The organism is Actinomadura sp. NAK00032, from assembly GCF_013364275.1.
Classification (GTDB): domain Bacteria; phylum Actinomycetota; class Actinomycetes; order Streptosporangiales; family Streptosporangiaceae; genus Spirillospora.
In genome coordinates this window covers 3,432,377-3,456,224 of the sequence record NZ_CP054932.1, presented here as the reverse complement: position 1 = coordinate 3,456,224, position 23,848 = coordinate 3,432,377, and the positions used below count along the sequence as shown (strand labels likewise).

Here is a 23,848-nt window from a genome sequence, read left to right as displayed (position 1 = left end):
CCCTAGCCGCGCGGGGGCGCCGGGGGCGGGTCACCGGCCGATCCGGACGGTCACCGCGACCGGGTAGTGGTCGGAGGCGTCGGACTTCGGCACCTCGTAGTCGGTGACGAGGACGCCGTCCGACCCGAAGATCCAGTCGTGGGTGGAGCCGTCCGGCCGGGTCGGGTAGGGGTCGCCGCCGAGCGCGGCGCTGCGCAGGTCGGTGCCGTCGGTCATCGCGGCCAGCTCCGGGCTGCCCGCGTCGGTCTGGAAGTCGCCGCCGATGAGCGTGCGGGGCGCCCCGCCCCAGGCCCGCAGCAGCGCCGCGACCTCCCGGGACCGCTCGTCGGCCTGGTCGTCGCCGCCCTCCAGGTGCGTCGACCACACGTCCATCGTGGCCTTGCCGACGGCGAGCCGCGCCCACACGTACCCGCGGATCTGCGACCAGTCGCCGCGCGGCATCCGCCCGCTCCCGGACTTGCGCACCGGCAGCGACGTCAGGATCGCGTTGCCGAACTGCCCGTCGGCGGCCGGGCCCCAGATCAGCTTCATGCCGAGCCGCCGCGACAGCCACACGCCGACGTCGGTGGTGCCGGACGTCAGCGCCCCGCGCCCGGCCTCCTGCAGCAGGACGACCTGCGCCCGCTGCCCCTCGATGACGCGGGCGATGCCCTCGGGGTCGAGCCGCCCGGACTGGTCGACCGCGTCGTGGACGTTGTAGCTGAGCACCCGCACCTGGCCGTTGGCGGCCGCCGCCGGGGCCCTGCCGTCCGGCGCCGCGACGGTGAACACCGCGGTGCCGATGAGCAGCAGCAGCGCCGCGGCGCCGGCGGTGAGCGCGCGCAGCGGGGCGCGGGCCGGCAGCGGACCGCCGCGCGCCGCCGCGAACGCCGCGAGCGCGCCGAGCAGGATCCCGGCGAGGCCGGGCAGCAGGTTGTTCGGGAACGGCAGCGGCGACACCGCGCTCACCTGGTACGGGATCAGGACCACGGCGATCAGCAGGCCGCCGAGGGCCGCGCCGGCGTCGATCCGCCACACGGGGCCGCCGGTCCCGGCGCGGCGCAGCGGCGCGCGGACCGCCACCGCCAGCAGCCACGCCGCCAGCACCTGCCCGACGACCACGACGGGGACGACCTCGATCCCGGCGACCGCGTACGTCCCGGCGACGGCGCCGGCGCCGACTCCGAGGAGCGTCCCGCCGAGCACGCACACGCCGCCCGGCACCGCCCGCACGGCGAGGCCGGAGGCGAGGAACGCGAGCGCGAGGCCCTGCCCGGCGACGATCGTGACGTGCGCGGCGGTCAGCGACAGCCAGCCGGACGACGCGACGAACGCGGGGCTGGCGAGCACGAGGACCTGCAGCGCGAGGAACGGCCCGAACGCCGCGGCGCCCAGCGCGTCCCGCCAGGACACCCCGGGCGGGGCGATCGGCCCGGACGCCAGCTCGCGGTAGAGCGCGGCGGCGCCGACGCCGACGAACGCCAGGCACGCCAGCCAGGGGCCGATCCCGTCCCGCCACACCGGGTCCCAGGTGGCGAAGCACATCCGCACGGCGCCGTCGATGGCGAGGCCGGCGACGGTCGCGGTGGCGAACCCGACCCCGGACAGGCCGCGGGCGCCCTCGAACAGCGCCGCGACGGCCACCATCCCGATCGCGGTGCCGGCGAGCGCCAGCCAGGTCCGCGGTTCGATGGCCTGGGCGAGCAGGCGCACCGCCAGCAGCCCGCCGACGCCGGTGAGCAGCAGCCCGCGCGGGCCGGCGGCGCGGCGCACCAGCGGCGCGGCGAACCCGGCGAGGAACAGCACCAGCACGCCGGCGCCGGCGACGGCGTTGCCGGCCCGGTCGGCGAAGTGGTCGAGCTGCGGCAGCGCGAACCGCAGGGTCTGGGCGAGGACCGCGACCGTGACCGCGATCAGCGCGAGCCGTGCGGGGCCCTGCGGGACGATCGTGGGGCCGCCCGCGGCGGGGCCGCCGGTCCTGGTGCGGGCGTCGGCGTCTGTCCTGGCCAATTGAACGAGTGCTCCCGGGGACGAGCGGACCTTCGGTGCAGGGGCTAGGCGTCGGGGACGCGGACCCCACCCGCCATCGTGACGCAACCGAAGCACGGCCGGAGGCCGATCCAGAAGATCGTTCTCCGGCCGTGTTCGTGTTGTTCACCGGCCGCCCGTCCGGGCCGCGGGGCGGCACGGGACGGACGGCGCGCGAGCGGTCAGCGCGTCGTCACCGATCTCCCCTTCCCCGGGCGCGCCCGGGGAAGGGGACGCGGCTCACTGGCCGCCGGAGAGCTTCTCCCGCAGCGCGGCGAGCGCCTCGTCGGTGGCGAGGGCGCCACCGCCGGACTCGCTCTCGCCGCCGCCGGAGTAGGAGGTCTCGCCGCCGCCGCCGGTGCCGCCGCCGCCCGCGGGCGCCGTGTCGGCCTCGGCCTCGGCCCGGCGGGCCTCCTCGATCTGCTTGCGGTGGGCGTCGAAGCGGGTGCGGGCCTCGGCGTACTGCCGCTCCCAGGTCTCCCGCTGCTCGTCGAAGCCCTCCAGCCACTCGCCGGTGTCGGCGTCGAAGCCCTCGGGGTACTTGTAGTTCCCCTGCTCGTCGTACTCGGCCGGCATGCCGTACAGCGTGGGGTCGAAGTCCTCTTCCTCCATGCTGGCGGCACCCTCGTTCGCCTGCTTCAGCGAGAGGCTGATGCGGCGCCGGTCGAGGTCGATGTCGATGATCTTCACGAAGATCTCGTCGCCGACCTGGACGACCTGCTCGGGGATCTCCACGTGGCGCTCGGCCAGCTCGGAGATGTGCACCAGGCCCTCGATGCCCTCCTCGACCCGGACGAACGCGCCGAACGGCACCAGCTTGGTGACGCGGCCCGGCACGACCTGGCCGATCTGGTGGGTGCGGGCGAACTGCTGCCACGGGTCTTCCTGGGTCGCCTTGAGCGACAGGGAGACGCGCTCGCGCTCCATGTCGACGTCCAGGACCTCGACCGTGACCTCCTGGCCGACCTCGACGACCTCGGACGGGTGGTCGATGTGCTTCCAGGACAGCTCGGAGACGTGCACCAGGCCGTCGACACCGCCGAGGTCGACGAACGCGCCGAAGTTGACGATCGACGACACGACGCCCTTGCGGACCTGGCCCTTCTGCAGGGTGTTGAGGAAGGTCTGGCGGACCTCGCTCTGCGTCTGCTCCAGCCAGGCGCGGCGGGACAGGACCACGTTGTTGCGGTTCTTGTCCAGCTCGATGATCTTGGCCTCGAGCTCGCGGCCGACATAGGGCTGCAGGTCGCGGACGCGGCGCATCTCGACCAGCGACGCGGGCAGGAAGCCGCGCAGGCCGATGTCGAGGATGAGACCGCCCTTGACGACCTCGATGACCGTGCCGGTGACGATGCCGTCCTCGTCCTTGATCTTCTCGATCGTGCCCCAGGCGCGCTCGTACTGGGCGCGCTTCTTGGACAGGATCAGCCGGCCCTCCTTGTCCTCCTTCTGGAGGACGAGGGCCTCGACGTGGTCGCCGACGGTGACGACCTCGTTGGGGTCGACGTCGTGCTTGATGGACAGCTCACGCGAGGGGATGACGCCCTCGGTCTTGTAGCCGATGTCGAGGAGGACCTCGTCACGATCGACCTTGACGACAGTGCCCTCGACAATGTCGCCGTCGTTGAAGTACTTGATGGTCTCATCGATCGCCGCGAGGAAGGCTTCCTCGGACCCGATGTCATTGACCGCTACCTGCGGGGTGGTCGAGGTGGCCTCGGTGCTGCTCGTCATGTGTCGGCTGGCTCCGGTACGGACATGGAAGTCGTATGGGTTGTGCGCGGAGGGCCGTTATCCGCCCTGCCGAAGACCGGAATGGGACGCGGACACCGCGTCAGTGAACCGAACCGTTGTCGCCGACCTGACCGAGCGCGAGCCTGCTCCGTCCGAAGCGCGCGCAGGCCCACAGCGCAGCGATCAGGATATGGGACCAATCTCGCGTGGTCAATCCGCCCGGGGCGGCGATGATCAGTACGTCCGCGCACGGGCCCGGTACTCCTTGGCGATCCGGTCCTCGGCGGCCTTCGGAAACGTCACGGTGTTCGGGTCGCCGTCAGAGGTGTACCGCTCGTCGGGGTGCTTGTCCAGGTACTCCAGCCACGCCGTCGAGCAGTACTTCGTGCAGTCGTTCTCCTTGATCTTGCCCTCGGACCGCACCCGGTCGATCTGCCACCGGTCGAAGTCGTCGTCGAAGGGCGACACCGACGGCCGCCACCCGGCGAGGAACATGCCCTGGAAGGCGTACCTGCCGCCCTCCTTCTCAGCCCAGGCCTCCTTCTTCGGGACGGCTCCGAACGGGTAGGCGAACGTCGTCGTGTGCGCGCCGGTGAGCTTGAGGATCTCGTCCTCCATGCCACCGATCTCCTTGCGCACCCCCTTCTCCGACATCCCGGACAGGTTCGGGTGGGACACGGTGTGGTTGCCGAGCTCGAAACCGTGCTGCCGCAGCCACTTCAGCCCGGCGGCCGCCTGCACGTCGTCCATGCCGAACAGGTCCTTGTTCAGGTAGAACGTCGCCACGGGACGGAACCCCGGGTTCTCCCGCGCCACCTGCTCGATGATCGCGACCGCCGTGTCCGGTTTGGGGTTGCCCTGCGCGTCGAGCCCGAAGTGCCCCGGCGTGCTGTCGTCGAACGTCAGCACCACCGGGTGCTTGCCCGCCGGCACGTTGAACCGCCCGCCGACGAACTCGGCCGCCGTGATCGGGTAGTAGCCGCCCTTCGCCAACCGCGTCAGCTCGTCGTACAGCTCCTTGGTCGACCGGTCCAGCGACAGCTCGGGCTTCGGCAGGATCCGGTGGTACATGATCACCGGCACCTGCCCCAACTCGTTCGCCTTCGCCGCCACCGCCCCCGGAGCCGCCGCCGGGATGGGCGCGGACACCGCTACCGACGGGGACGCCGAACCCCCGGGAGAGGGCGCCACACTGGCATTGGCGGCCTTCGCCGTGGGCGTCACCGAGGACTTCGCCCCGGCCCGCTCGGCGGTCTCCCCCTTGTCCCGTCCGCGCGTCCCGGGCAGCGTCAGCCCGAGCACGACGGCGCAGATGATCACAACCCCAGCGATCTTGTGAAGGAGCGGCACGATACCCCCGCCGGTGCGACCGAACAGGACCAGGGGGACAGCGTACGACCCCCCGGACATCTAGGACACCCACTGGCGTACCCGCATGATCCCTACAGACCCTCAGCCCCCACCCACACTTCCCCCAAGACACGCCGGAACGCCCGTAACCCCATCACCAAAGACGGCCGCGACCGCACCGCGAGGTTCGAGCACAGCGAGCCGCCAGGCGAGCCGCCCGAGACCACAGCAACCCACTACAGCGACGACCCCGGCCGCCACCTCAGCCCCGCGACGACCGAAACCGTCGCGATTGCGTCCGAAGGCAGGTTGCGAGCGAAGCGAGAAACCTGATCGCGCAGCGAGCCGCAAGGCGAGCCGAAGCGATGCAGCAATCGCACGTTTTGTCCGCCGAAGGAAGGCGCTCTAGCGCCTGACGCCAAGGACAAAACAATTAATGCGCCGCGTCCTGCCAGGTTCGGCCGGTGCCCATGGAGATGCTGAGCGGGGCGCGCAGCTCGTAGGCGCCGGCCATCTCGGTGCTGACGAGGGCCTTGAGGGTGTCGAGCTCTCCGGCGGCGACTTCGAAGACGAGTTCGTCGTGGACCTGGAGGAGCATGCGGGAGGTGAGGCCGGCGTCGCGCAGGGCGCGGTCGACGTTGAGGCTCGCGACCTTGATGATGTCGGCGGCGGAGCCCTGGATCGGCGCGTTGAGGGCCATGCGCTCGGCCATCTCGCGGCGCTGGCGGTTGTCGGAGTTGAGGTCGGGCAGGTAGCGGCGGCGGCCGAGGATGGTCTCGGTGTAGCCGTCCTGGCGGGCCTTGGCGACGATGTCGCGCAGGTAGTCGCGGACGCCGCCGAACTGCTCGAAGTACTCTTCCATGAGGCCGCGGGCCTCGTCGGGGGAGATCCGCAGCTGCTGGGAGAGGCCGTAGGCGGACAGGCCGTAGGCGAGCCCGTAGTTCATGGCCTTGATGCGGGCGCGCAGCTCGGAGTCGATCTGCTCGGGCGGGAGGCCGAAGACGCGGGACGCGGTGATGGTGTGGAAGTCGGCGCCGGAGCCGAACGCCTCCAGCAGTGCCTCGTCCTCGGACAGGTGCGCCATGATGCGCAGCTCGATCTGGGAGTAGTCGGCGGTGAGGAGGGACTCGTAGCCCTCGCCGACGACGAACGCCTCGCGGATCTGGCGGCCTTCGGCGGTGCGGATCGGGATGTTCTGCAGGTTCGGGTCGGTGGACGACAGCCGGCCCGTCGCGGCGATCATCTGGTTGTAGGTGGTGTGGATGCGCCCGGCGTCGTCGAGCATCGGGATGAGGGAGTCGACGATGCTCTTGAGCTTGGCGACCTCGCGCCAGCGCAGGATGTGCTCCAGGACGGGGTGGCCGTCCTTCTCCAGCAGGGTGGTGAGGGCCTCGGAGTCGGTGGTGTAGCCGGTCTTGGTGCGCTTGGTCTTCGGCAGGTTCAGCTCGTCGAACAGCACCTGCTGGACCTGCTTGGGCGAGCCGAGGTTGAAGTCGTGGCCGACGGCGTCGTGGGCGAGCTGCTCCTGCTCCTTGACCTGCCCGCCGAGGGACGCCGACAGGTGCGCGAGGTGGTCGGCGTCGACGGCGATGCCCGCGCGCTCCATGTCGGCCAGGACGCCCACGAGGGGCAGCTCCACCTCGTGGAGGAGCCGGGTGGCGCCGCGCTTGTCGAGGTCCTTGTCGAGGATGTCGGCCAGCTCGGTGACGGCGCGCGCACGGACCGCGAGGGCCTCGGCCGCCTCCTCCTCACCGGAGCCGTCCAGGGTGAGCTGCCCCGAGTCCTCGGTCTCGCTGCGCAGCTCGCGGTGCAGGTAGCGCAGGACGAGGTCGGCGAGGTCGAACGTCCGCTGGCCGGGGAGCGCCAGGTAGGCGGCGAGCGCGGTGTCGCTGGTGACGCCGGCGAGGGACAGGCCGCGCGCGGCGAGCGCCAGCATCGGGCCCTTGGCCTCGTGGACGGCCTTGGGCCGGGCCGGGTCGGCGAGGTACCCGGCGAGGGCGCGCTCGTCGTCCTCGATCAGCTCGGCCGGGTCGAGGTGGACGGCCGGCCCCTTCTTGGACGCCAGCGCCAGCGCGGTGATCTCGCCGGTGCCGCGGCCCCAGGTGCCGGTGACGGCGATGCCGAGGCGGTCGCCGGCGTTGGCCTCCAGCCAGGCGCCGAGCGCGCCGGGCTCCAGGGCGTCCAGGTCGACCTCGAAGCCCTCCTCGGCCTCGGGCTCGGCCGCCGACAGCGACGCGTACAGGCGCTCGCGCAGGACGCGGAACTGCAGCGAGTCGAACAGGGTGTGGATCTCCTCGCGGTCCCACTGGCCCATGGACAGCTGCGGCGGCATCAGCTCCAGGCCGACCCCGGTGTCGAGCTTGTTGAGCTGCTGGTTGCGCAGCACCCCGGCGAGGTGCTCGCGCAGGTTGTCGCCGGCCTTGCCCTTGATCTCCTCGACGCGGGCGACGAGGGTGTCGAGGTCGCCGTACTTGGTCAGCCACTTCGCGGCGGTCTTCGGGCCGACGCCGGGGACGCCGGGCAGGTTGTCGCTGCTCTCCCCCACCAGGGCGGCCAGCTCCCGGTAGCGCTCGGGCGGGACGCCGTACTTGGCCTCGACGGCGGCCGGGTCCATCCGGGCGAGCTCGGACACGCCGCGGACCGGGTACAGGATCGTGACGTGCTCGTCGACGAGCTGGAACGCGTCCCGGTCGCCGGTGACGACCAGGGTCTCCATGCCCGCCTCGGTGGCCTGGACCGACAGCGTGGCGATGATGTCGTCGGCCTCGAAGCCGGCGACCGACATCCGCGGGATGCGCAGCGCGTCCAGCACCTCGAAGATCAGGCTGACCTGGCTGCGGAACTCGTCGGGGGTCTTCTGCCGGCCCGCCTTGTACTCCACGTACTGCTCGTGCCGGAACGTCGGCTCCGACCGGTCGAACGCCACCGCGATGTGCGTGGGCTGCTCGTCCCGCAGGACGTTGATGAGCATCGAGGTGAAGCCGTACACGGCGTTGGTCGGCTGCCCGTCGGTGGTGGAGAAGTTCTCCACGGGCAACGCGAAGAACGCCCGGTAGGCCAGGGAATGCCCGTCGAGCAGGAGGAGCCGGTCACGCTTGTCAGGGGTCGCTGGTGTCGTCGCCACACCAGGACTCTAGTCTGCGCGTACGACAGTTTTGTGGAGGCGTTAGTGACTGACACCGGCGGGATGTCCCCGGAGCGGGCGGCCGCGGAGATCAACTCCGGCGAGAGGTTCGACGGGCACGGCGACCTGGCCAAGGCCATGGGCGTCGAGTACCTGGAGGTCTCGGCGGAGCGCGTCGTGGGCCGGATGCCGGTCAAGGGCAACACCCAGCCGTACGGGCTCCTGCACGGCGGGGCCTCCTGCGTGCTCGCCGAGACGCTCGGCTCGACGGGGTCGGCGGTCCACGCCGGCCCGGGGCGCGTCGCCGTCGGCATCGAGATCAACGCCACCCACCACCGGTCCGCGACCGAGGGGTACGTGACGGGCGTCGCGACCCGCACGCACGGCGGCCGCACCCTCGCGACCTACGACATCGTCATCACCGACGACCAGAACCGGCGGGTCTGCACGGCGCGGCTCACGTGCATGCTGCGCGACGCGCCGCCGGGGGCCTGATCCACCGCGCGATCCGCGCCGCGATCCGCGCTTTCTTTGCGGGCCCCGCCCCGGGGTCGGTAGCGTGATCGGAACGGCCCGGGGTCACCGAGTAGACAACGTACGCGCCCGGGGAAGGTTCGTACGGCCCCAAAGGTGACCCCGGGTCAACGCATGTCCGGGCCCCTGCCGGACGGCGCCTTCCAGGACGACACCGGCGTGGGTTCGTGACCGGTTGCGGTTGCGTTGCGAAACGGGATCACCGGTTCATTCCCGTCCCCGCCCGCCCGTACGTTCCGACCATGCGCCACCACCGCTCGCGCACCCGCCCGGCCGCCGCCACCGCCCTCACCGGGGCGCTCGCGCTCGCCGCCGCCCTCGCGCTCACCGGCTGCTCCGGCTCCGGAGACGGCGACCCGCTCCCCACCTACAAGATCCCCGCCGAGACCGCCCGGGAGGGCGAGTCGGTGCCCGCCGGCAAGACCGCCCGCAGTGCCGACATGAGCTTCACCGTGATCGGCTACAGCGCCGCCATGACCGACGTCATGGGCACCCACGCCGCCATGGACGCCAAGGGCGCCTTCACACGCCTGCGGGTCCTCGCCGTCAACACCGGCCGCGACATCCAGGTCTTCGACACCTGGAAGCAGCGGCTCGTCACCGCCGACGGGAAAACCCACTCCCCCGACGTCAACGCCACCATGATCAAACGGCAGCCCGAGCGGCTGTCGGTCGGGGCGGCCATGCGCGTCGAGTTCGACCTCTGGTTCGACATCCCGCGCGGCGCGAAGCCCAAGGCGATCCGGCTCTACGGCTCCCCGCCGGTCGGCGCCGTCAGCGACCCCTCCCCCGCCGAGATCACGCTCCCCTGAACACCGCACTCCCCTGAACACGGCGCTCCCCTGGATACGGCGGCGCCCGCCGGGCCCGGAAGAGACCGGGCCCGGCGGGCGCGCGACGCGGCGGAGGCCCGCTAGCCCGGCTCCTCGCCGCTCCCGTCGTTCTCGCCGCTCCCCGCGGCCTCGCCGTTCCCGGCGGGCTCGGCCTTGACCGCGTCCGCCGAGATCGCCTCGCCCGCGCCGAGGTAGGCGGCCCGGACCTGCGGGTCGTCCAGCAGCTCGGCGGCCGGCGCCGACTTCACCACCCGGCCCGTCTCCAGGACGTACGCGCGATGCGCGATCTGCAGCGCCTGCTGGGCGTTCTGCTCCACCAGCAGCACCGTCGTGCCGCGCCGGTTGATCTCCTCGATGATCGAGAAGATCTGCTGCACCAGCATCGGCGCGAGGCCCATGGACGGCTCGTCCAGCAGCAGCACCTTCGGCTTGGCCATCAGCGCCCGCCCGATCGCGAGCATCTGCTGCTCGCCGCCGGACATCGTGCCGCCCGCCTGCGTCCTGCGCTCGGCGAGCCGCGGGAACAGCTCGTAGGCCTCGGCCAGCTCCTTGGACGAGTCGTCCCTGCGGGCGTAGGCGCCCATCAGGAGGTTCTCCTCCACGGTCATCCCGGGGAAGATCCCGCGTCCCTCCGGCGCCTGCCCGATCCCGGCCGACACCCGCTTGTGCCCGGGCATCCGGCTGATGTCCCGGCCGTCGAAGCGGATCGCCCCGGACGTCAGGTTCCGCAGCCCGGAGACCGTCTTCAGGGTGGTCGTCTTCCCGGCGCCGTTCGCGCCGATCAGCGTGACGATCTCGCCCTCGTCGACGGACGCCGAGATGCCCTTGAGCGCCGCGATCTTTCCGTAGTGGACGTGGATGTCCTCGATCTCAAGAAGCATCGGCCGGAGCCCCCAGATACGCCTCGATCACCCGCGGGTCGTTCTGCACGTCGGCCGGCAGGCCGTCGGCGATCTTCTGCCCGAAGTCCAGCACCGCGACCCGGTCGCTGATCCCCATCACCAGGCTCATGTCGTGCTCGATGAGCATGACCGTCACCCCGGTGTCGCGGATCTTGCGGATCAGGTCCTGCAGCGCGACCTTCTCCGCCGGGTTCATGCCCGCCGCCGGCTCGTCCAGCAGCAGCAGCTTCGGGTTCGTGCCCAGCGCCCGCGCGATCTCCAGCCGGCGCTGGTCGCCGTACGGCAGGTTCTTCGCGGCCTCCTCGGCCCGGTGCGTGATCCCCACCAGCTCCAGCAGCTCGCGGGCCCGCTCGCGGCCCTGCCGCTCCTCGCGGTGGAACCACGGCAGCCCGAGCGCCGCGCCGGCGAGCCCCGTCCGGTGGTGGGCGTCCGTGCCCACCAGGACGTTCTCCAGCGCGGTCATGTTGTGGAACAGCCGCACGTTCTGGAACGTCCGGGCGACGCCGAGCTTCGTCACGACGTAGCGCTTCTTGCCGTCGATCCGCTTGCCGTCGAACACCACCGAGCCCTCGGTGGGCCGGTAGACGCCGGTGGTCACGTTGAACACCGTCGTCTTGCCCGCGCCGTTCGGGCCGATCAGCGCGAAGATCTCGCCCTCGCGGATGGTGATCTCCACCTTGTTCAGCGCCACGACGCCGCCGAACCGCATCACGACGTCGCGCAGCTCCAGAACCGGCCTGCGCTCGTCCGTCCCGCTCACTTGCCCACCTCCGGAGCCTCGGACTGACCGGGCCCGGCGATCTCGGCGCCCATGCTGCCCATGCCGCCGGTGCCCTCCGCCAGTTCGGCCTTGCGCCGCCGCGACGGCCACAGCCCCTCCGGCCGGAAGATCATCATCAGCACCAGCGCGCCGCCGAAGATCAGCATGCGGTACTCGTCCAGGAACCGGAACCGCTCGGGCAGCCACGCCACCACGAACGCGCCCAGGATCGCGCCCGGGATGTTGCCCGAGCCGCCCAGCACGACCGCCGCCAGGATCAGCGCCGACACGATGAACTCGAAGTTCGCCGGCAGGATCGACGTCTGCTTCGCGGCGAACACCACGCCGCCGCTGCCGCCGATGGCCGCGCCGATCGCGAACGCCGCCAGCTTGAACTTGAACGTCGGGACGCCCATCAGCTCCGCCGCGTCCTCGTCCTCGCGGATCGACGCCCACGCCCGGCCGACGCGCGAGGCGTCCAGCCGCCGGACGAAGATGATCGCGATGACGATGAACGCCAGCAGCAGGTAGTAGTACGGCCGCGTGTCCAGCAGCCCGTACTTCAGCGGCTGCACGCCGAGGATCTCGAACTCCGACAGCGACGGCGGGTGCGGGATGCCCTGCACACCGCGCGGGCCGTTCACGAACGAGCTGTTGTTCGCCGTCCGCTTGACGATCTCACCGAAGCCGAGCGTCACGATCGCCAGGTAGTCGCCCCGCAGCCGCAGCGTCGGAGCGCCGAGGATCACGCCCGCCAGCGCCGAGAACAGGATCGCCAGGACCAGCGTCTCCCAGAAGCTCCAGTGGTACCGCACCGCGAAGATCGCGATGGTGTAGCCGCCGACCGCGTAGAACGCGACGTAGCCGAGGTCCAGGAGGCCCGCCATGCCGACGACCACGTTCAGGCCGAGCGCCAGCAGCACGTAGATGGCGATCTGGTCGCTGAGCATCGACGGCCAGCTCGCGCCGCTCGGCGCCATGAAGCTGCCGATCGCCTCGCTCGGCAGGAAGACCGCGCCGACGATGAGCAGGACGTAGACCGCCCAGCGCTGCCAGCCGGGGGCGCCCGCCCACCAGTCCCGCAGCGGGTCGAGGGAGAGGCCGGAACCGCGCCGGCCCGCCTTGCCGTTCTTCGTCTTCGTAAGGTTCATGCGCGCGCCTGCTGGAGGGACTCACCGAGGATGCCGGTGGGACGGAACATCAGGACCAGGATCAGCACGGTGAACGCGACCACGTCCCGCCACTGCGAACCGAACAGGCTCGACCCGTACATCTCGAGCAGCCCGAGGACGAACCCGCCCGCGAGCGCGCCGCGGATGTTGCCGATCCCGCCGAGGACCGCCGCCGTGAACGCCTTGATGCCGAGCAGGAACCCGACGAAGTAGTTCGTCTGCTCGAAGCGCAGGAAGTACAGCGCCGCCGCGACGCCCGCCATGACGCCGCCGACCACGAACGTCACCGACACGACGCGGTCGATGTTGACGCCCATCAGCACGGCCGTCTCCGGGTCCTGCGCCGTCGAGCGGATGCCCCGGCCGAGCTTCGTCCGGTTCACGAACTGGTCGAGCGCGACCATCATCAGCACCGCGCCGACGAAGATGATGAGCTTGTCGTTGCTGATCTGGATGGGGCCGAAGTCCACCACGTCGGTGAGCTTCTTGTAGTGCTCGTCGACGGGGAGCTTGCCGCCCTCCTTCGAGGTTCCGAACACCCGGTGCACGACCACCGTCGCGAACAGCTGCTGGATGAAGATCGACGCACCGATGGCCGAGATGAGCGCGGCCAGCCGGGACGCCCCCCTTTTTCGGAGCGGCCGGTACGCCGTCACCTCCAGGAGCATGGCGCTGCCCGCGGTGACCGCGCCGGCCACCACCGCGGTGAGCGCCACCACCCCCACCAGCGCGAAGCCCCCCACGGTGCCGACGCCCAGCGAGCGCACCGTCCACAGGGCCGCGAACGTGCCGACCATGAAGATGTCGGCGTGTGCGAAGTTGATCAGCCTCAGCACGCCGTAGACCATCGTGTAGCCCAGCGCCAGCAGCGCGTAGATCGCGCCGAGCGCCAAGCCGTCGATGGTCGACGGCCAGAATTGATTGATGAAGTCGTCGAGCACCTTTGGTCGCCTTAGTCGAGAAGGAGCGGGAGCGCTGTAGCGCTCCCGCTCCCGCGCCGTCAGGAGATCTCGTCGGAGGCGTGGGTGACGCCTACGAGACCTTCGCTTCGTTGCTGTTGCCGAGCAGCGGCAGCTGGTTGTCCTTCACCTCGTAGATGAAGATGTCCTCGGTGGCGAGCTCGCCGTTCTCCGCGAACTTGATCGGCTTGCCGACGCCCTGGATGTCCAGGGTCTTGAGGAAGTCGTTGATCTCCTCGGGCTTGGTCTTGCCGGCCTTGACCGCCTCGACGAACGCGGTCGCGGCGTCGAAGCCCTCGGTCGAGTAGATCGCGACGTCCGAGCCGAACTTCGCCTTGTAGTCGTCGGCGAACTTCTTGGCCTTCGGGTTGGTCTTGCCGGTCGGGTCGATGAGGCAGCCGCAGCTGATCAGCGTGCCCTGGGCGTTCTTCTGCCCGGTGCCCTCGATCAGGCCGGTGGCGAGCGAGCCGTCGCCCGACATCATCTTGCCGGTGTAGCCGCCCTCGCGCAGCTGCTTGAACAGCCGGCCGGCGACCGCGTAGTAGCCGCCGAAGTACACCACGTCGGGCTTGAACTGGTTGATCTTGTTGACCGTGGAGGAGTAGTCGGTGCCCTTGTCGTCGACCGCGTCGCTCTGGGTCTGGGCGCCCTTGGCCTTCACGGCCTTCTCGATGGCGTCCGCGAGGCCCTTGCCGTAGTCCTGGTTGTCCGACACCAGGAAGACCTTCTTGGCCTTCACCGAGTTCATCACGAAGTTGCCGACGCCGGCGCTCTGCGCCGCGTCGTCGGCCACCACGCGGTGCCAGAACTTCCAGCCCTTCTCCGCCAGCGTGATGCCCGTCGCCGACGGGGACACGCTCGGGATCTTGGCCTCTTCCAGGATCGGGCCGACGCTCTGCGACTCACCGGAGAACGCGGGGCCGATCAAGCCGGCGATCTTGTCGTTCTTGACGGCGCCGAGGGCCAGCGAGGTCGCCTGCTCCGGCTTGCCCTGGCTGTCATAGGTCTTGAGCTTGATCTTGACCTTGGGGTTCGTGGCGTTGTACTGCTCGATGGCCAGCTGCGCGCCCTGCTTGGGCGGGATCACCAGGCCCGAGTTCTCGCCGGTCAGGTCGCCCATGAAGCCGATCGTGACCTCGTTGCCACTGCCACCCGAGTCGCCGCCGTCGTCACCGCAGGCCACGGCGCTGAGCGCGAGCGCCGCGCTCACCGCCACCGCGCCGGTGATCCTCATCTTGTTGCGCCGCAAGGTGCCCAACCTTTCCATCCGGATCCGGGAGGGGATCGGGTACGAGTCATGCCCCGACGCCGAACCCTTGGCAAAGGAAAACGGTCAGTCAGGGACCAGCTATGTCGTACACCGTCGAGCCACCCCGAAACAGGCCCCCCGGATCGAAGGGTTACTCAGTCGTTACTCCCCTGTGCCCATCCGATACCCGCAATTGCCTGGGATGATTACAGAGAGTGACGACGATGGGCCAGTCCAGAGCCTCTGGTTGGACCTTGACAACGCGCCGACCGCCGGTGACGGCGGGTCACTCGGCGGCGGACTCGTCCCGCGCGCCGGACGCGCCCGCGACGACCGCCTCCGCGACGGCCCGCATCGTGAGCCGGCGGTCCATCGAGGTCTTCTGGATCCAGCGGAACGCCTCCGGCTCGGACCACCCGTGCGCCTGCTGCAGCAGCCCCTTCGCGCGGTCGACCACCTTGCGCGTCTCCAGCCGCTCCTGCAGCCCCGCGACCTCGGCCTCCAGCGCCCGCAGCTCGGTGTAGCGGCTCACCGCCATCTCGATCGCCGGCGCGAGGTCGGTCTTGGAGAACGGCTTGACGAGGTAGGCCATCGCCCCGGCGTCGGTCGCCCGCTGGACGAGCTCGCGCTGGGAGAACGCGGTGAGGATCACCACCGGCGCGATCCGGTCCGCGGAGATCCGCTCGGCCGCCGAGATCCCGTCCAGCACCGGCATCTTCACGTCCAGGATGACCAGATCGGGCTTGAGCTCGCCGGCCAGCCGCACGGCGGCCTCGCCGTCCCCCGCCTCTCCGACGACCTCGTAGCCGTCCTCCTGAAGCATCTCCTTCAGGTCCAGCCGGATCAGGGCCTCATCTTCCGCGATCACAACTCGCCGAGCGCTCTCCACGCGCACGAGCCTACCGAAACCCGCTACCCTGGTCCCCGCGAGGGTTCCCCTGGCGCGCCCCGTTCCCTACGCCGCCCAACTGTCCGGATTATCCGGATAAATGCCCCGATAGCCCAATGGCAGAGGCAATGTGCTCAAACCACATCAAGTGTGGGTTCGAATCCCACTCGGGGCACCGCTGACGAACCGCCGTCCGGCCGGACGGCGGTTTTTTCGTCCGCCGGGGCCGGGCCGGGGGTGGGTGGTTGGCCGGAGCGTCGTGGAAATGAGATCGGGTGGTGATCGGAGGGCCGGGCACCGCGCGGGGTGCGGGTCGCGCGGTGCCCGGCGGGGCGGTTGGCTCTGTGCCGGGCGGGTCGCTCAGTGCTGGACGGCGATGGCGTCGCCCAGGGTGTGGACGCGGAGGGCGTTGGTGGAGCCGGGGGTGCCCGGGGGCGACCCGGCCACGACGACGACCTTGTCGCCCTTCTGGCAGCGGCCCAGTTCGAGGAGGGCCTGCTCCACCTGGCCGAACATGGCGTCGGTGTGGTCGACCTGCGGGACGATGAACGTCTCGACGCCCCAGACGTGCGCGAGCCGGCCGCGGACGGCGGGGACCGAGGTGAAGGCCAGCAGCGGGATCGGCGAGCGGTAGCGGGACAGGCGGCGGGCCGTCTCGCCGGACATCGTGAACGCGGCGAGGGCCTCGGCGCCGACGATGGCGCCGACCTCGGCGGCGGCGCGGGCGATGGCGCCGCCGACGGTCTCGGGCATGCGCTCCAGGGTGTGGGTGGCGTGCAGGGCGGCCTGCTCGGCGGTCTGCACGATGCGGCTCATCGTCAGGACGGACTCGATGGGGTACTGGCCGACGCTGGTCTCGCCGGACAGCATGACGGCGTCGGCGCCCTCGAAGACCGCGTTGGCGACGTCGGAGGTCTCGGCGCGGGTGGGGCGCGGCGCGGAGATCATGGACTCGAGCATCTGGGTGGCGACGATGACCGGGCGGGCCTTCTCGCGGCACAGCTCGATGGCGCGCTTCTGCACGATCGGGACCTGCTCCAGCGGGAGCTCGACGCCGAGGTCGCCGCGGGCGACCATGATGCCGTCGAAGGCGGCGACGATCTCGGGGAGGCGCTCGACGGCCTGCGGCTTCTCGATCTTGCCGATGAGGGGGACGCGGACGCCCTCCTCCTCCATGATCTGGTAGCAGATGTCGGCGTCGGCCGGGGTCCGCACGAAGGACAGGGCGACGAGGTCGACGCCGAGGCGCAGGGCCCAGCGCAGGTCGGTCTCGTCCTTGTCGGTGAGGGCGGGGACGCTGACCGGGACGCCGGGCAGGTTGAGGCCCTTGTTGTCGGAGACCATGCCGCCGACGGTGACGGTGGTGCGGACGCGGGTGCCGTCGACGTCGACGACCTTGAGGGCGACGCGGCCGTCGTCGATGAGGACGCTGTCGCCGGGGCTGACGTCGCCCGGCAGGCCCTGGTAGGTGGTGGACACCTCGCGGCGGGTGCCGGGGACGTCGTCGGTGGTGATGGTGAACTCGTCGCCGAGGGTGAGCCGTACCGGCCCGTCGGGGAAGCGCCCGATCCGGATCTTCGGGCCCTGCAGGTCCGCCAGGATGCCGACGCCGCGGCCGGTGGCGTCGGCCGCCGCCCGGATCCGGTGGTAGACCTCCTCGTGGACGGCGTGGTCGCCGTGGCTCATGTTGAGGCGCGCGACGTCGATACCGGCCTCGACGAGGGCGTTGATCTGCTCGGTGCTGGAGCAGGCGGGACCGATGGTGCTGACAATCTTCGCTCGACGGGTCACGTGCACAACCGTACTTAGTTACTTGCCGGTACGGATATTCGCGCAGGATATGGTCGCCCGCGGTTCACCGATTGGTCTAGGTCAGAGGTCTAGACCACATGTGGCCCCGGTCAGCGTTTGAACGCCTCGACGGCGGCCTGGCAGAACGCCTTGAGGTCGTCGGGCTTGCGGCTGCTAACGAGGGTGTTGGGCCCGTCCTCGCAGATCTGTACCTCCTCGTCCACCCAGTCCGCGCCCGCGTTGCGCAGATCGGTCTGGAGACTGGGCCAGGACGTCATGGTGCGGCCCCGCACGACGTCCGCCTCCACGAGCGTCCACGGCCCGTGGCAGATGACGGCGACGGGCTTGCCGGCGTCGAAGAAGGACCTGGCGAACGCGACGGCGTCGGGGTCGGTGCGCAGGAAGTCGGGGTTGGCGACGCCGCCCGGCAGCACCAGCGCGTCGAACTCGGTGTGGTCGGAGACGTCGACGGTGGTGTCGACGGGGAAGGTGTCGCCCTTGTCCAGGTGGTTGAACGCCTGCAGGCGGCCGGACTGGGTGGAGACCAGGCGCGGGGTGCCGCCGGCCTGCTCCACGGCCGTCCAAGGCTCGGTCAGCTCGACCTGCTCGGTGCCCTCGGGGGCGCAGAGGAAGGCGACGGAGGTGCCCTGAAGATCGTTCGACATGGTTTCTCCTGATTTGGCGGGTTTCCCTGGCCCTTGCCCGAAGGGACCGGTGGTATGCAGGAGGGATGAGCCCCACCGTCCGCCAACCGCCCCCACCCACCGCCAATCAAGCGACGGGCTCCGCTCGGCCGAGCGGCCGCCAGCGGACCTATCGCGAGTACCCGGCGCCGGGGCTGGCCTGCGCGTGGACGGCGGCGCTGCCGGCGGACGCGGAGCCGTTCGTGCAGCGCGTGGTGCCGGACGGCTGCGTCGACCTCATGTGGTCGCGGGACGGGATCCTCGTGGCGGGCCCGGACACCGGGCCGCTCCCCGCGGCGATGCGGCCGGGCGATGCGGTGGTGGCGGTGCGGTTCCGGCCGGGGACGGCGCCGCCGGTGCTGGGCGTCCCGGCGGACGCGGTCCGGGACGCGCGCGTCCCGCTGCGGGAGCTGTGGGGCGCGCAGGCCGACCGGCTGGCCGCGGACGTCGCGGCGGCGGGCGACCGGCGCGCGGCGCTGGTCGCGGCGGTGCGGGAGCGGCTGGGCCCGCCCGATCCGCTCGTCCCGGCGGTGGTGGCGGGGGTGGCCCGCGGCCGGGTGCGGGACGTGGCGGACGGCCTCGGCATCGGCGAGCGCCAGCTGCGGCGCCGTTCGCTGGCGGCGTTCGGGTACGGGCCGAAGACGCTGCAGCGGGTGCTGCGGTTCCAGCGGGCGCTGCGGCTGGCGCGGGCCGGCGGGGCGCTGGCGGAGGTGGCGTACGCGGCGGGCTACGCCGACCAGGCCCATTTCGCGCACGAGGTGCGGGACCTGGCCGGCGAGCCCGTCGGGAACCTGCTGTGAGTCAGGGCTTGAGCCGGCCGTAGGCGCGCAGCGTCAGGATCCGCTCGACGGTGACGAAGCCGCGCCACTCGGGCCGGGTGACGGGGGTCCAGCTGGGGAAGGCGATGTCCCAGCCGCCGTCGTCGTCCTGGTCGTCGATGAGGGCGTCGAGCCGCGCGTCGATGACGTCCTCGGGGTAGAGGCGGCTCCCGTGGCCGCCCGGGGCCGGCGCGAAGTCGAGCACGTCGTGGTGGTCGCTGTGCGCGGCGGCGGCGAGGGCGTCCCGGACGCGGCCGAAGGCGGCCTCGGCGCGGTCGCGGTCGGGGACGTGGTCGAGGAACGTCAGGATCGCCAGGACGTCGTAGGGCCCCGGTTCGGCGTCGAGGCCGTCCAGGTGGCGCCAGCAGAAGGCGGTGGCCTGGGCGAGCCAGGGGTGGGCGGATCCGGCACGGTGGAGCATCCCGGCGAGGGTGGCGGTGGGGTTGATGCTCGCGGGCGGGTCGTCGGGGGTCTGCCACCAGGGGCCGTGCGGCGCGTCGCGGACGGTCGGCAGCACGAACGGCACTCCCCCGCCGTCCCGGCTGATGGAGGCGAGGTAGCCGGCCACGCGGTCGACGGCGGGATCGCGGTCGGCGCCGGCCTCGTGCAGGAACTGGAGGGCGTGCTGGGCGGGGACGGGCTGGCTGCCGGCCCCGCGCAGGTCGGGTTCGAGGGCGTGGCCGTAGCCGCCGTCGGGGTTCTCGTAGGCCCGGAGCGCGGCGACGACGGGGGCGGCGGGGCCGCCCCGGAAGTGGAGCGCGAACCGGTGGCGGTCGATGAGGCGGCCGTTGAGCAGCAGGAACCGTTCGGCGCGGGCCAGGGCGTCGGCGTGCGGGACTCTCATGGCGACCACCCTAGGGAGGCCGGTTCCGGCCGGTCTTGTAGGAAACGGCCGTCCGGGCGGGTCGCGGTGGGCCCGGCCACCCCAGCGGTGGGTGGCCGGGCCCCTGATGTCCCGCGCTGCGGGGTGCGGGAGCGCGCGGCCCACGGCGGCGCGCCGGGAGTGTGCCGTCCCGGCGCCGCGTGGACCCTGGCGGGACGCTAGCCGACCGGTCCCAAGACCACAAGGGGGGCCGAGGTCAAGACCGTTTTCACCGGAACCGCGGCTGTGGTCTGCTATGCGTCATGAGTGATCCCCTAGACGAACGTGACAGGGCCGGTGGCCCGCTCGCGGTGGTGGCGCGGGAGGCGGGGCCGTATCTGGACGGGCTGGCGGCGCGTCCCGTCCACGACCGCTCGATGGACGCGCTCCTCGACGAGCTGGACGGCCCGCTGCCCGCCGCCGGGGACGGCGCGGTGGCGGCGGTGGAGCGGCTGGTCAGGGTCGGGACGGCGGCGGCGACGCACTCGTCCGGGCCGCGGTTCTTCCACTTCGTCGTGGGCGGGTCGACGCCGGCGGCGATGGCGGGCGACTGGACGGCGTCGCTGCTGGACCAGGCGGCCGGGCTGTGGCTCACCTCGCCGCTCGCGGCACGCGCGGAAACGGTCGTGCTGCGCTGGCTGAAGGAGCTGTTCGGGCTGCCCGCCTCGTTCGGGGGCGTGCTGACGCCGAGCGCGACGCTCGCGCACGTGGCGGGCCTGGCGAGCGCGCGCTCCTGGTGGGCGGAGCGGTACGGCGTGGACGTGGCGTCGCGGGGCCTGTCCGGGCTGCCGGCGATGCCGGTGTTCAGCAGCGGGCTGGTGCACGTCAGCACGCGCAAGGCGCTGCAGATCCTGGGCTGCGGCCGGGACACGCTGCGCACGTTCGCGCGCGACGACGCCGGGCGGGTCGACCTCGCCGCCATGGACGAGGCCCTCGCCCGGACCGGCGGGCGCGCCGTGGTCGTGGCGAACCTCGGCGAGGTCAACACCGGCGACTCCGATCCGATCGCGGACCTGGCGGACCTCGCCGAGCGGCACGGCGCCTGGCTCCACGTGGACGGGGCCTTCGGCCTGTTCGCCGCGCTGAGCCCGCGCACCGCGCACCTCGCCCGCGGGGTGGAGCGGGCCGACTCGGTCACGGCGGACGGGCACAAGTGGCTGAACGTGCCGTACGAGAGCGGGTTCTCGTTCGTCCGGGACCCCGGCGGGCTGAGCCGCGCGTTCGGCGCGTGGGGCGCGGCGTACCTGCCGGACGCCGACGGCGAGCGCGTCAACTACAACATGCTGGGCCCGGAGTCGTCGCGGCGGGCGCGGGCGCTGCCGATCTGGGCGACGCTGCGCGCCTACGGCCGGGACGGCTACCGGCAGATGGTGGAGCGCCACCTCGACGTGGCCGCGCATCTCGGCGCCCTCGTCGAGGCGGCGCCCGACCTGGAGCTGCTGGCACCGGTCCAGCTGTGCATCGCGTGCTTCCGGTACCGCCCGGAGGGCGTCCCCGAGGACCGTCTCGACGCGCTGAACGCCCGCCTGGGCGAGGCCCTGCTCGCCGACGGCCGCGTCTACGCGGGCACGAGCACCTACCGCGGCATGACGGTGTTCCGCCCCGCACCGCTCAACTGGCGCACGACAAAGGCCGACGTGGAACAACTGGTACACGTCCTCCGCGAACTCGGCCCCACCGTGCTGGAGTGACCTCTCAGGTGGCGCAGTCGTTCCAGGGGGCGGTCTCGTCGAGTTCGGCGAAGGGCTGGGTGAGGCTGTACCAGCAGCCGGAGTCGTCGCGGAAGACGGCCTCGATGCCGTACGGGCGCTTCTCCGGCTTGTGGACGAACTCGACGCCGCGGGCGGACAGGCGCTCGTACTCGGCCTGGCAGTCGTCGGTGTTGAAGGCGCCGGCGCCGAGGACGCCCTTGGCGATGAGCGCCTTCATCTGGGCGGCGGAGTCGGGGTCCATGGTGGGCGGTCCGGGGACCATGAGGGCGAGGCTGAGGTCGGGCTGCTCCTTGGCGCCGACGGTGACCCAGCGCATCCCGCCCTCGCCGAGGGTCAGGTCGTCGCGGACCTCCAGGCCGAGCTTGCCGGTGAAGAACGCGAGGGCGGAGTCCTGGTCGAGGACCCAGACGGTGGCCAGTCCCAGCTTCGTGATCATGTTGCCTCCCTGGTGGGCGGTGGTTACGGGTGCCCACGCTAGGCGGCCGGGAGGCGGGCGGCCTTCTCGAAAGTTGCTCAGCGCCCGCGGAAGCCGCCCGCCCAGAGCAGCACGTGGCAGCCGGGGATCGCGGCGGCGCCGCCGGTGCGGGCGCGGCGGCGGAACTCGGTCGGCGTCATGCCGGTCTGCTGCTTGAAGCGGGTGCAGAACGTGCCGAGGCTCGTGAAGCCGACCAGCATGCAGATCTCGGTGACGGTGAGGTTGGCGGTGCGCAGCAGGTCCTGGGCGCGTTCGACGCGGCGGCGGGCGAGGTAGGCGCCGGGGGTCTCGCCGTAGACCTCGCCGAACAGCCGGACGAAGTGGTAGCGGGAGTAGCCGGCGCGGGCGGCGACGGCGGCGACGTCGAGGGGTTCGGCCCATTCGCGGTCCATGGCGTCCCGGGCGATCCGCATCCGCCGCAGCACGCCGGTGTCCAGCACGGATGCCGTGTTCTGCATGCTCCCCATGCTCGCACGAAGGCCCTGGAGGGGCGTCCCTCCAGGGCCTTCGTGCCGTGCGCTCAGGCGATCGGGCGCGCCGTCGGCGGGATCGGGTACGGCAGGTCGGTCCGGCCGGTGAGGTGGGCGTCGACGCCGTGCGCGGCGGCGCGTCCCTCGGCGATCGCCCAGACGATCAGGGACTGGCCGCGGCCCATGTCGCCCGCGGCGTACACACCGTCCACGGACGTCCTGTAGTCGCCGTCGCGGACCACGTTGCCGCGCTGGTCGAGCTCCACGCCCAGCTGCTCCAGCAGGCCCTCGCGCTGCGGGCCGAGGAAGCCCATGGCGAGCGTGACCAGCTCGGCGGGGATCTCCCGCTCGGTGCCCTCGACCGGCGCGAACCGGGTGTCGGGGCCGCCGACCTCCACCAGCTTCAGCGCGCGGACGTTGCCGTCGCCGTCGCCGGTGAACTCGGTGGTGGACACGGCGTACACGCGGTCGCCGCCGAGGCCGGCCAGCTCCTCGTGGGCGCTCTCCACCTTGAACAGCATCGGGTAGGTCGGCCACGGCTGGGCGCCCGGGCGGGACTCCGGGGGCCGCGGCATGATCTCCAGCTGCGTGACGGACGCGGCGCCCTGCCGGATCGCGGTGCCGATGCAGTCGGCGCCGGTGTCGCCGCCGCCGATGACCACGACGTGCTTGCCCTTGGCGGAGATCGGCGACTCGTCGTAGTCGCCCTCCTGCGCCTTGTTGGACGGCGGCAGGTACTCCATCGCCTGGTAGACGCCCTTGAGCTCGCGTCCGGGGACGGGCAGGTCGCGCCAGGCGGTGGCGCCGCCCGCGAGCACGACGGCGTCGTAGCGCCCGCGCAGCTCGTCGGCGGTCACGTCGACGCCGACGTTCACCGAGGTCTTGAAGGCGGTGCCTTCGGCGCGCATCTGGGCGAGGCGCCGGTCGAGGTGCCGCTTCTCCATCTTGAACTCGGGGATGCCGTAACGCAGCAGGCCGCCGATCCGGTCGGCGCGCTCGTACACCGTGACGTCGTGGCCGGCGCGGGTGAGCTGCTGCGCGGCGGCGAGGCCCGCGGGCCCGGAGCCGACGACCGCGACCGTCTTCCCGGTCTTCACGGCGGGCGGCTGCGGGCGCACCCAGCCCTCCGCGAACGCCCGGTCGATGATCTCGACCTCGACCCGCTTGATCGTCACCGGGTCCTGGTTGATGCCGAGGACGCAGGCGCTCTCGCACGGGGCCGGGCACAGCCGCCCGGTGAACTCGGGGAAGTTGTTGGTGGCGTGCAGCCGCTCGACCGCCTCCCGCCAGTCCTTGCGGTAGACGAGGTCGTTCCACTCGGGGATCAGGTTGCCGAGGGGGCAGCCCTGGTGGCAGAACGGGATGCCGCAGTCCATGCAGCGGCTCGCCTGCTTCTCCAGGCGGTCGGTGCCGAAGTCCTCGTAGACCTCCGACCAGCTCTTGATCCGCACGTCGACCGGGCGGCGCTTCGGGAGCTCCCGCCGGACGGTCAGGAAACCCTTCGGGTCAGCCATGTGGAGTCCC

General features: G+C 71.8%; 20 protein-coding genes and 1 tRNA gene. 5 read left to right on the top strand and 16 right to left on the bottom strand.

The window, feature by feature from the left end; all coding sequences use genetic code 11:
• Positions 1–30: 30 nt before the first annotated feature.
• The 4 genes from HUT06_RS16195 to polA all read right to left on the bottom strand — a co-directional run bounded on the left by HUT06_RS16195 (position 31) and on the right by polA (position 8,215).
• Positions 31–1,989, bottom strand: coding sequence for an endonuclease/exonuclease/phosphatase family protein (locus HUT06_RS16195; protein WP_176196493.1), 1,959 nt, complete (start codon positions 1,987–1,989; stop codon positions 31–33).
• A gap of 258 nt (positions 1,990–2,247) precedes the next feature.
• Positions 2,248–3,741: a 30S ribosomal protein S1 gene (gene rpsA / locus HUT06_RS16190; RefSeq protein WP_176196492.1), complete on the bottom strand. Its 1,494-nt coding sequence runs from the start codon at positions 3,739–3,741 to the stop codon at positions 2,248–2,250.
• A gap of 234 nt (positions 3,742–3,975) precedes the next feature.
• Positions 3,976–5,061, bottom strand: a complete 1,086-nt coding sequence (locus HUT06_RS16185; protein WP_254715210.1) for a polysaccharide deacetylase family protein — start codon at positions 5,059–5,061, stop codon at positions 3,976–3,978.
• A 463-nt stretch (positions 5,062–5,524) separates the two neighbouring features.
• Positions 5,525–8,215: a DNA polymerase I gene (gene polA, locus HUT06_RS16180; RefSeq protein WP_176196490.1), complete on the bottom strand. Its 2,691-nt coding sequence runs from the start codon at positions 8,213–8,215 to the stop codon at positions 5,525–5,527.
• Between the two features lie 138 nt (positions 8,216–8,353).
• Between polA and HUT06_RS16175 the strand changes: the two genes are divergently transcribed.
• Together HUT06_RS16175 and HUT06_RS16170 are read left to right on the top strand one after the other, a co-directional pair.
• Positions 8,354–8,710: a PaaI family thioesterase gene (locus tag HUT06_RS16175; protein ID WP_254715764.1), complete on the top strand. Its 357-nt coding sequence runs from the start codon at positions 8,354–8,356 to the stop codon at positions 8,708–8,710.
• A gap of 281 nt (positions 8,711–8,991) precedes the next feature.
• On the top strand, positions 8,992–9,561 hold the full coding sequence (locus tag HUT06_RS16170) for a DUF4352 domain-containing protein (RefSeq protein ID WP_176196489.1): 570 nt from the start codon (positions 8,992–8,994) through the stop codon (positions 9,559–9,561).
• A 101-nt stretch (positions 9,562–9,662) separates the two neighbouring features.
• Here HUT06_RS16170 and HUT06_RS16165 read toward each other — a convergent pair whose 3' ends face one another.
• The 6 genes from HUT06_RS16165 to HUT06_RS16140 form a co-directional block, all read right to left on the bottom strand.
• On the bottom strand, positions 9,663–10,463 hold the full coding sequence (locus tag HUT06_RS16165) for an ABC transporter ATP-binding protein (RefSeq protein ID WP_176196488.1): 801 nt from the start codon (positions 10,461–10,463) through the stop codon (positions 9,663–9,665).
• Complete coding sequence (locus HUT06_RS16160; RefSeq protein WP_176201402.1) at positions 10,453–11,193, bottom strand: ABC transporter ATP-binding protein; 741 nt, start codon at positions 11,191–11,193, stop codon at positions 10,453–10,455. Before HUT06_RS16160 ends, HUT06_RS16165 begins: the two co-directional genes overlap by 11 nt.
• Positions 11,194–11,240: 47 nt before the next feature.
• Complete coding sequence (locus HUT06_RS16155; protein WP_176196487.1) at positions 11,241–12,395, bottom strand: branched-chain amino acid ABC transporter permease; 1,155 nt, start codon at positions 12,393–12,395, stop codon at positions 11,241–11,243.
• Entirely contained in the window at positions 12,392–13,357 is a 966-nt protein-coding gene (locus HUT06_RS16150; RefSeq protein WP_176196486.1) for a branched-chain amino acid ABC transporter permease, read from the bottom strand. The genes HUT06_RS16155 and HUT06_RS16150 overlap by 4 nt, the downstream gene beginning before the upstream one ends.
• Positions 13,358–13,448: 91 nt before the next feature.
• Entirely contained in the window at positions 13,449–14,624 is a 1,176-nt protein-coding gene (locus HUT06_RS16145; protein WP_217711313.1) for a branched-chain amino acid ABC transporter substrate-binding protein, read from the bottom strand.
• Positions 14,625–14,910: 286 nt separating this feature from the next.
• Positions 14,911–15,519: an ANTAR domain-containing response regulator gene (locus tag HUT06_RS16140; RefSeq protein ID WP_302931807.1), complete on the bottom strand. Its 609-nt coding sequence runs from the start codon at positions 15,517–15,519 to the stop codon at positions 14,911–14,913.
• A gap of 96 nt (positions 15,520–15,615) precedes the next feature.
• Between HUT06_RS16140 and HUT06_RS16135 the strand changes: the two genes are divergently transcribed.
• A tRNA-Leu gene (locus HUT06_RS16135) sits at positions 15,616–15,688 on the top strand.
• Positions 15,689–15,873: 185 nt separating this feature from the next.
• Here the strand turns inward: HUT06_RS16135 and pyk are convergent.
• The gene (gene pyk / locus HUT06_RS16130; RefSeq protein ID WP_176196485.1) at positions 15,874–17,304 is read right to left on the bottom strand and encodes a pyruvate kinase; all 1,431 of its coding nucleotides are present in this window, start codon (positions 17,302–17,304) and stop codon (positions 15,874–15,876) included.
• Positions 17,305–17,414: 110 nt separating this feature from the next.
• A complete protein-coding gene (locus HUT06_RS16125; protein WP_176196484.1) occupies positions 17,415–17,969 on the bottom strand; it encodes a type 1 glutamine amidotransferase domain-containing protein in 555 nt (184 codons plus the stop codon).
• Positions 17,970–18,034: 65 nt separating this feature from the next.
• Here HUT06_RS16125 and HUT06_RS16120 point away from each other — a divergent pair, with 65 nt between their 5' ends.
• On the top strand, positions 18,035–18,787 hold the full coding sequence (locus HUT06_RS16120) for a helix-turn-helix transcriptional regulator (protein ID WP_176196483.1): 753 nt from the start codon (positions 18,035–18,037) through the stop codon (positions 18,785–18,787).
• Position 18,788: 1 nt separating this feature from the next.
• Here the strand turns inward: HUT06_RS16120 and HUT06_RS16115 are convergent, their stop codons facing one another.
• Entirely contained in the window at positions 18,789–19,649 is an 861-nt protein-coding gene (locus HUT06_RS16115; protein WP_176196482.1) for a hypothetical protein, read from the bottom strand.
• A 281-nt stretch (positions 19,650–19,930) separates the two neighbouring features.
• On the opposite strand from HUT06_RS16115, the gene HUT06_RS16110 reads away from it, so the two are divergent.
• Positions 19,931–21,358 carry a pyridoxal-dependent decarboxylase gene (locus HUT06_RS16110; protein WP_176196481.1) on the top strand — a complete coding sequence of 476 codons (1,428 nt, stop codon included), beginning with the start codon at positions 19,931–19,933 and terminating at the stop codon, positions 21,356–21,358.
• A gap of 4 nt (positions 21,359–21,362) precedes the next feature.
• Here HUT06_RS16110 and HUT06_RS16105 read toward each other — a convergent pair whose 3' ends face one another.
• The 3 genes from HUT06_RS16105 to HUT06_RS16095 form a co-directional block, all read right to left on the bottom strand.
• Entirely contained in the window at positions 21,363–21,815 is a 453-nt protein-coding gene (locus HUT06_RS16105; protein ID WP_176196480.1) for a VOC family protein, read from the bottom strand.
• A gap of 77 nt (positions 21,816–21,892) precedes the next feature.
• Positions 21,893–22,312, bottom strand: coding sequence for a helix-turn-helix transcriptional regulator (locus HUT06_RS16100; RefSeq protein WP_176196479.1), 420 nt, complete (start codon positions 22,310–22,312; stop codon positions 21,893–21,895).
• Between the two features lie 62 nt (positions 22,313–22,374).
• Complete coding sequence (locus tag HUT06_RS16095; protein WP_176196478.1) at positions 22,375–23,838, bottom strand: glutamate synthase subunit beta; 1,464 nt, start codon at positions 23,836–23,838, stop codon at positions 22,375–22,377.
• Between the last annotated feature and the right edge of the window lie 10 nt (positions 23,839–23,848).

Excerpts from the sequence above, each read along its gene's own strand:
- HUT06_RS16105 (WP_176196480.1), bottom strand. The coding sequence starts at position 21,815 with ATGATCACGAAGCTGGGACTGGCCACCGTCTGGGTCCTCGACCAGGAC.
- HUT06_RS16120 (WP_176196483.1), top strand. The coding sequence starts at position 18,035 with ATGAGCCCCACCGTCCGCCAACCGCCCCCACCCACCGCCAATCAAGCG.
- HUT06_RS16170 (WP_176196489.1), top strand. The coding sequence starts at position 8,992 with ATGCGCCACCACCGCTCGCGCACCCGCCCGGCCGCCGCCACCGCCCTC.
- HUT06_RS16125 (WP_176196484.1), bottom strand. The coding sequence starts at position 17,969 with ATGTCGAACGATCTTCAGGGCACCTCCGTCGCCTTCCTCTGCGCCCCC.
- HUT06_RS16160 (WP_176201402.1), bottom strand. The coding sequence starts at position 11,193 with ATGCGGTTCGGCGGCGTCGTGGCGCTGAACAAGGTGGAGATCACCATC.
- HUT06_RS16110 (WP_176196481.1), top strand. The coding sequence starts at position 19,931 with ATGAGTGATCCCCTAGACGAACGTGACAGGGCCGGTGGCCCGCTCGCG.
- HUT06_RS16175 (WP_254715764.1), top strand. The coding sequence starts at position 8,354 with ATGGGCGTCGAGTACCTGGAGGTCTCGGCGGAGCGCGTCGTGGGCCGG.
- HUT06_RS16165 (WP_176196488.1), bottom strand. The coding sequence starts at position 10,463 with ATGCTTCTTGAGATCGAGGACATCCACGTCCACTACGGAAAGATCGCG.
- rpsA (WP_176196492.1), bottom strand. The coding sequence starts at position 3,741 with ATGACGAGCAGCACCGAGGCCACCTCGACCACCCCGCAGGTAGCGGTC.
- HUT06_RS16100 (WP_176196479.1), bottom strand. The coding sequence starts at position 22,312 with ATGCAGAACACGGCATCCGTGCTGGACACCGGCGTGCTGCGGCGGATG.
- HUT06_RS16095 (WP_176196478.1), bottom strand. The coding sequence starts at position 23,838 with ATGGCTGACCCGAAGGGTTTCCTGACCGTCCGGCGGGAGCTCCCGAAG.
- HUT06_RS16115 (WP_176196482.1), bottom strand. The coding sequence starts at position 19,649 with ATGAGAGTCCCGCACGCCGACGCCCTGGCCCGCGCCGAACGGTTCCTG.
- HUT06_RS16155 (WP_176196487.1), bottom strand. The coding sequence starts at position 12,395 with ATGAACCTTACGAAGACGAAGAACGGCAAGGCGGGCCGGCGCGGTTCC.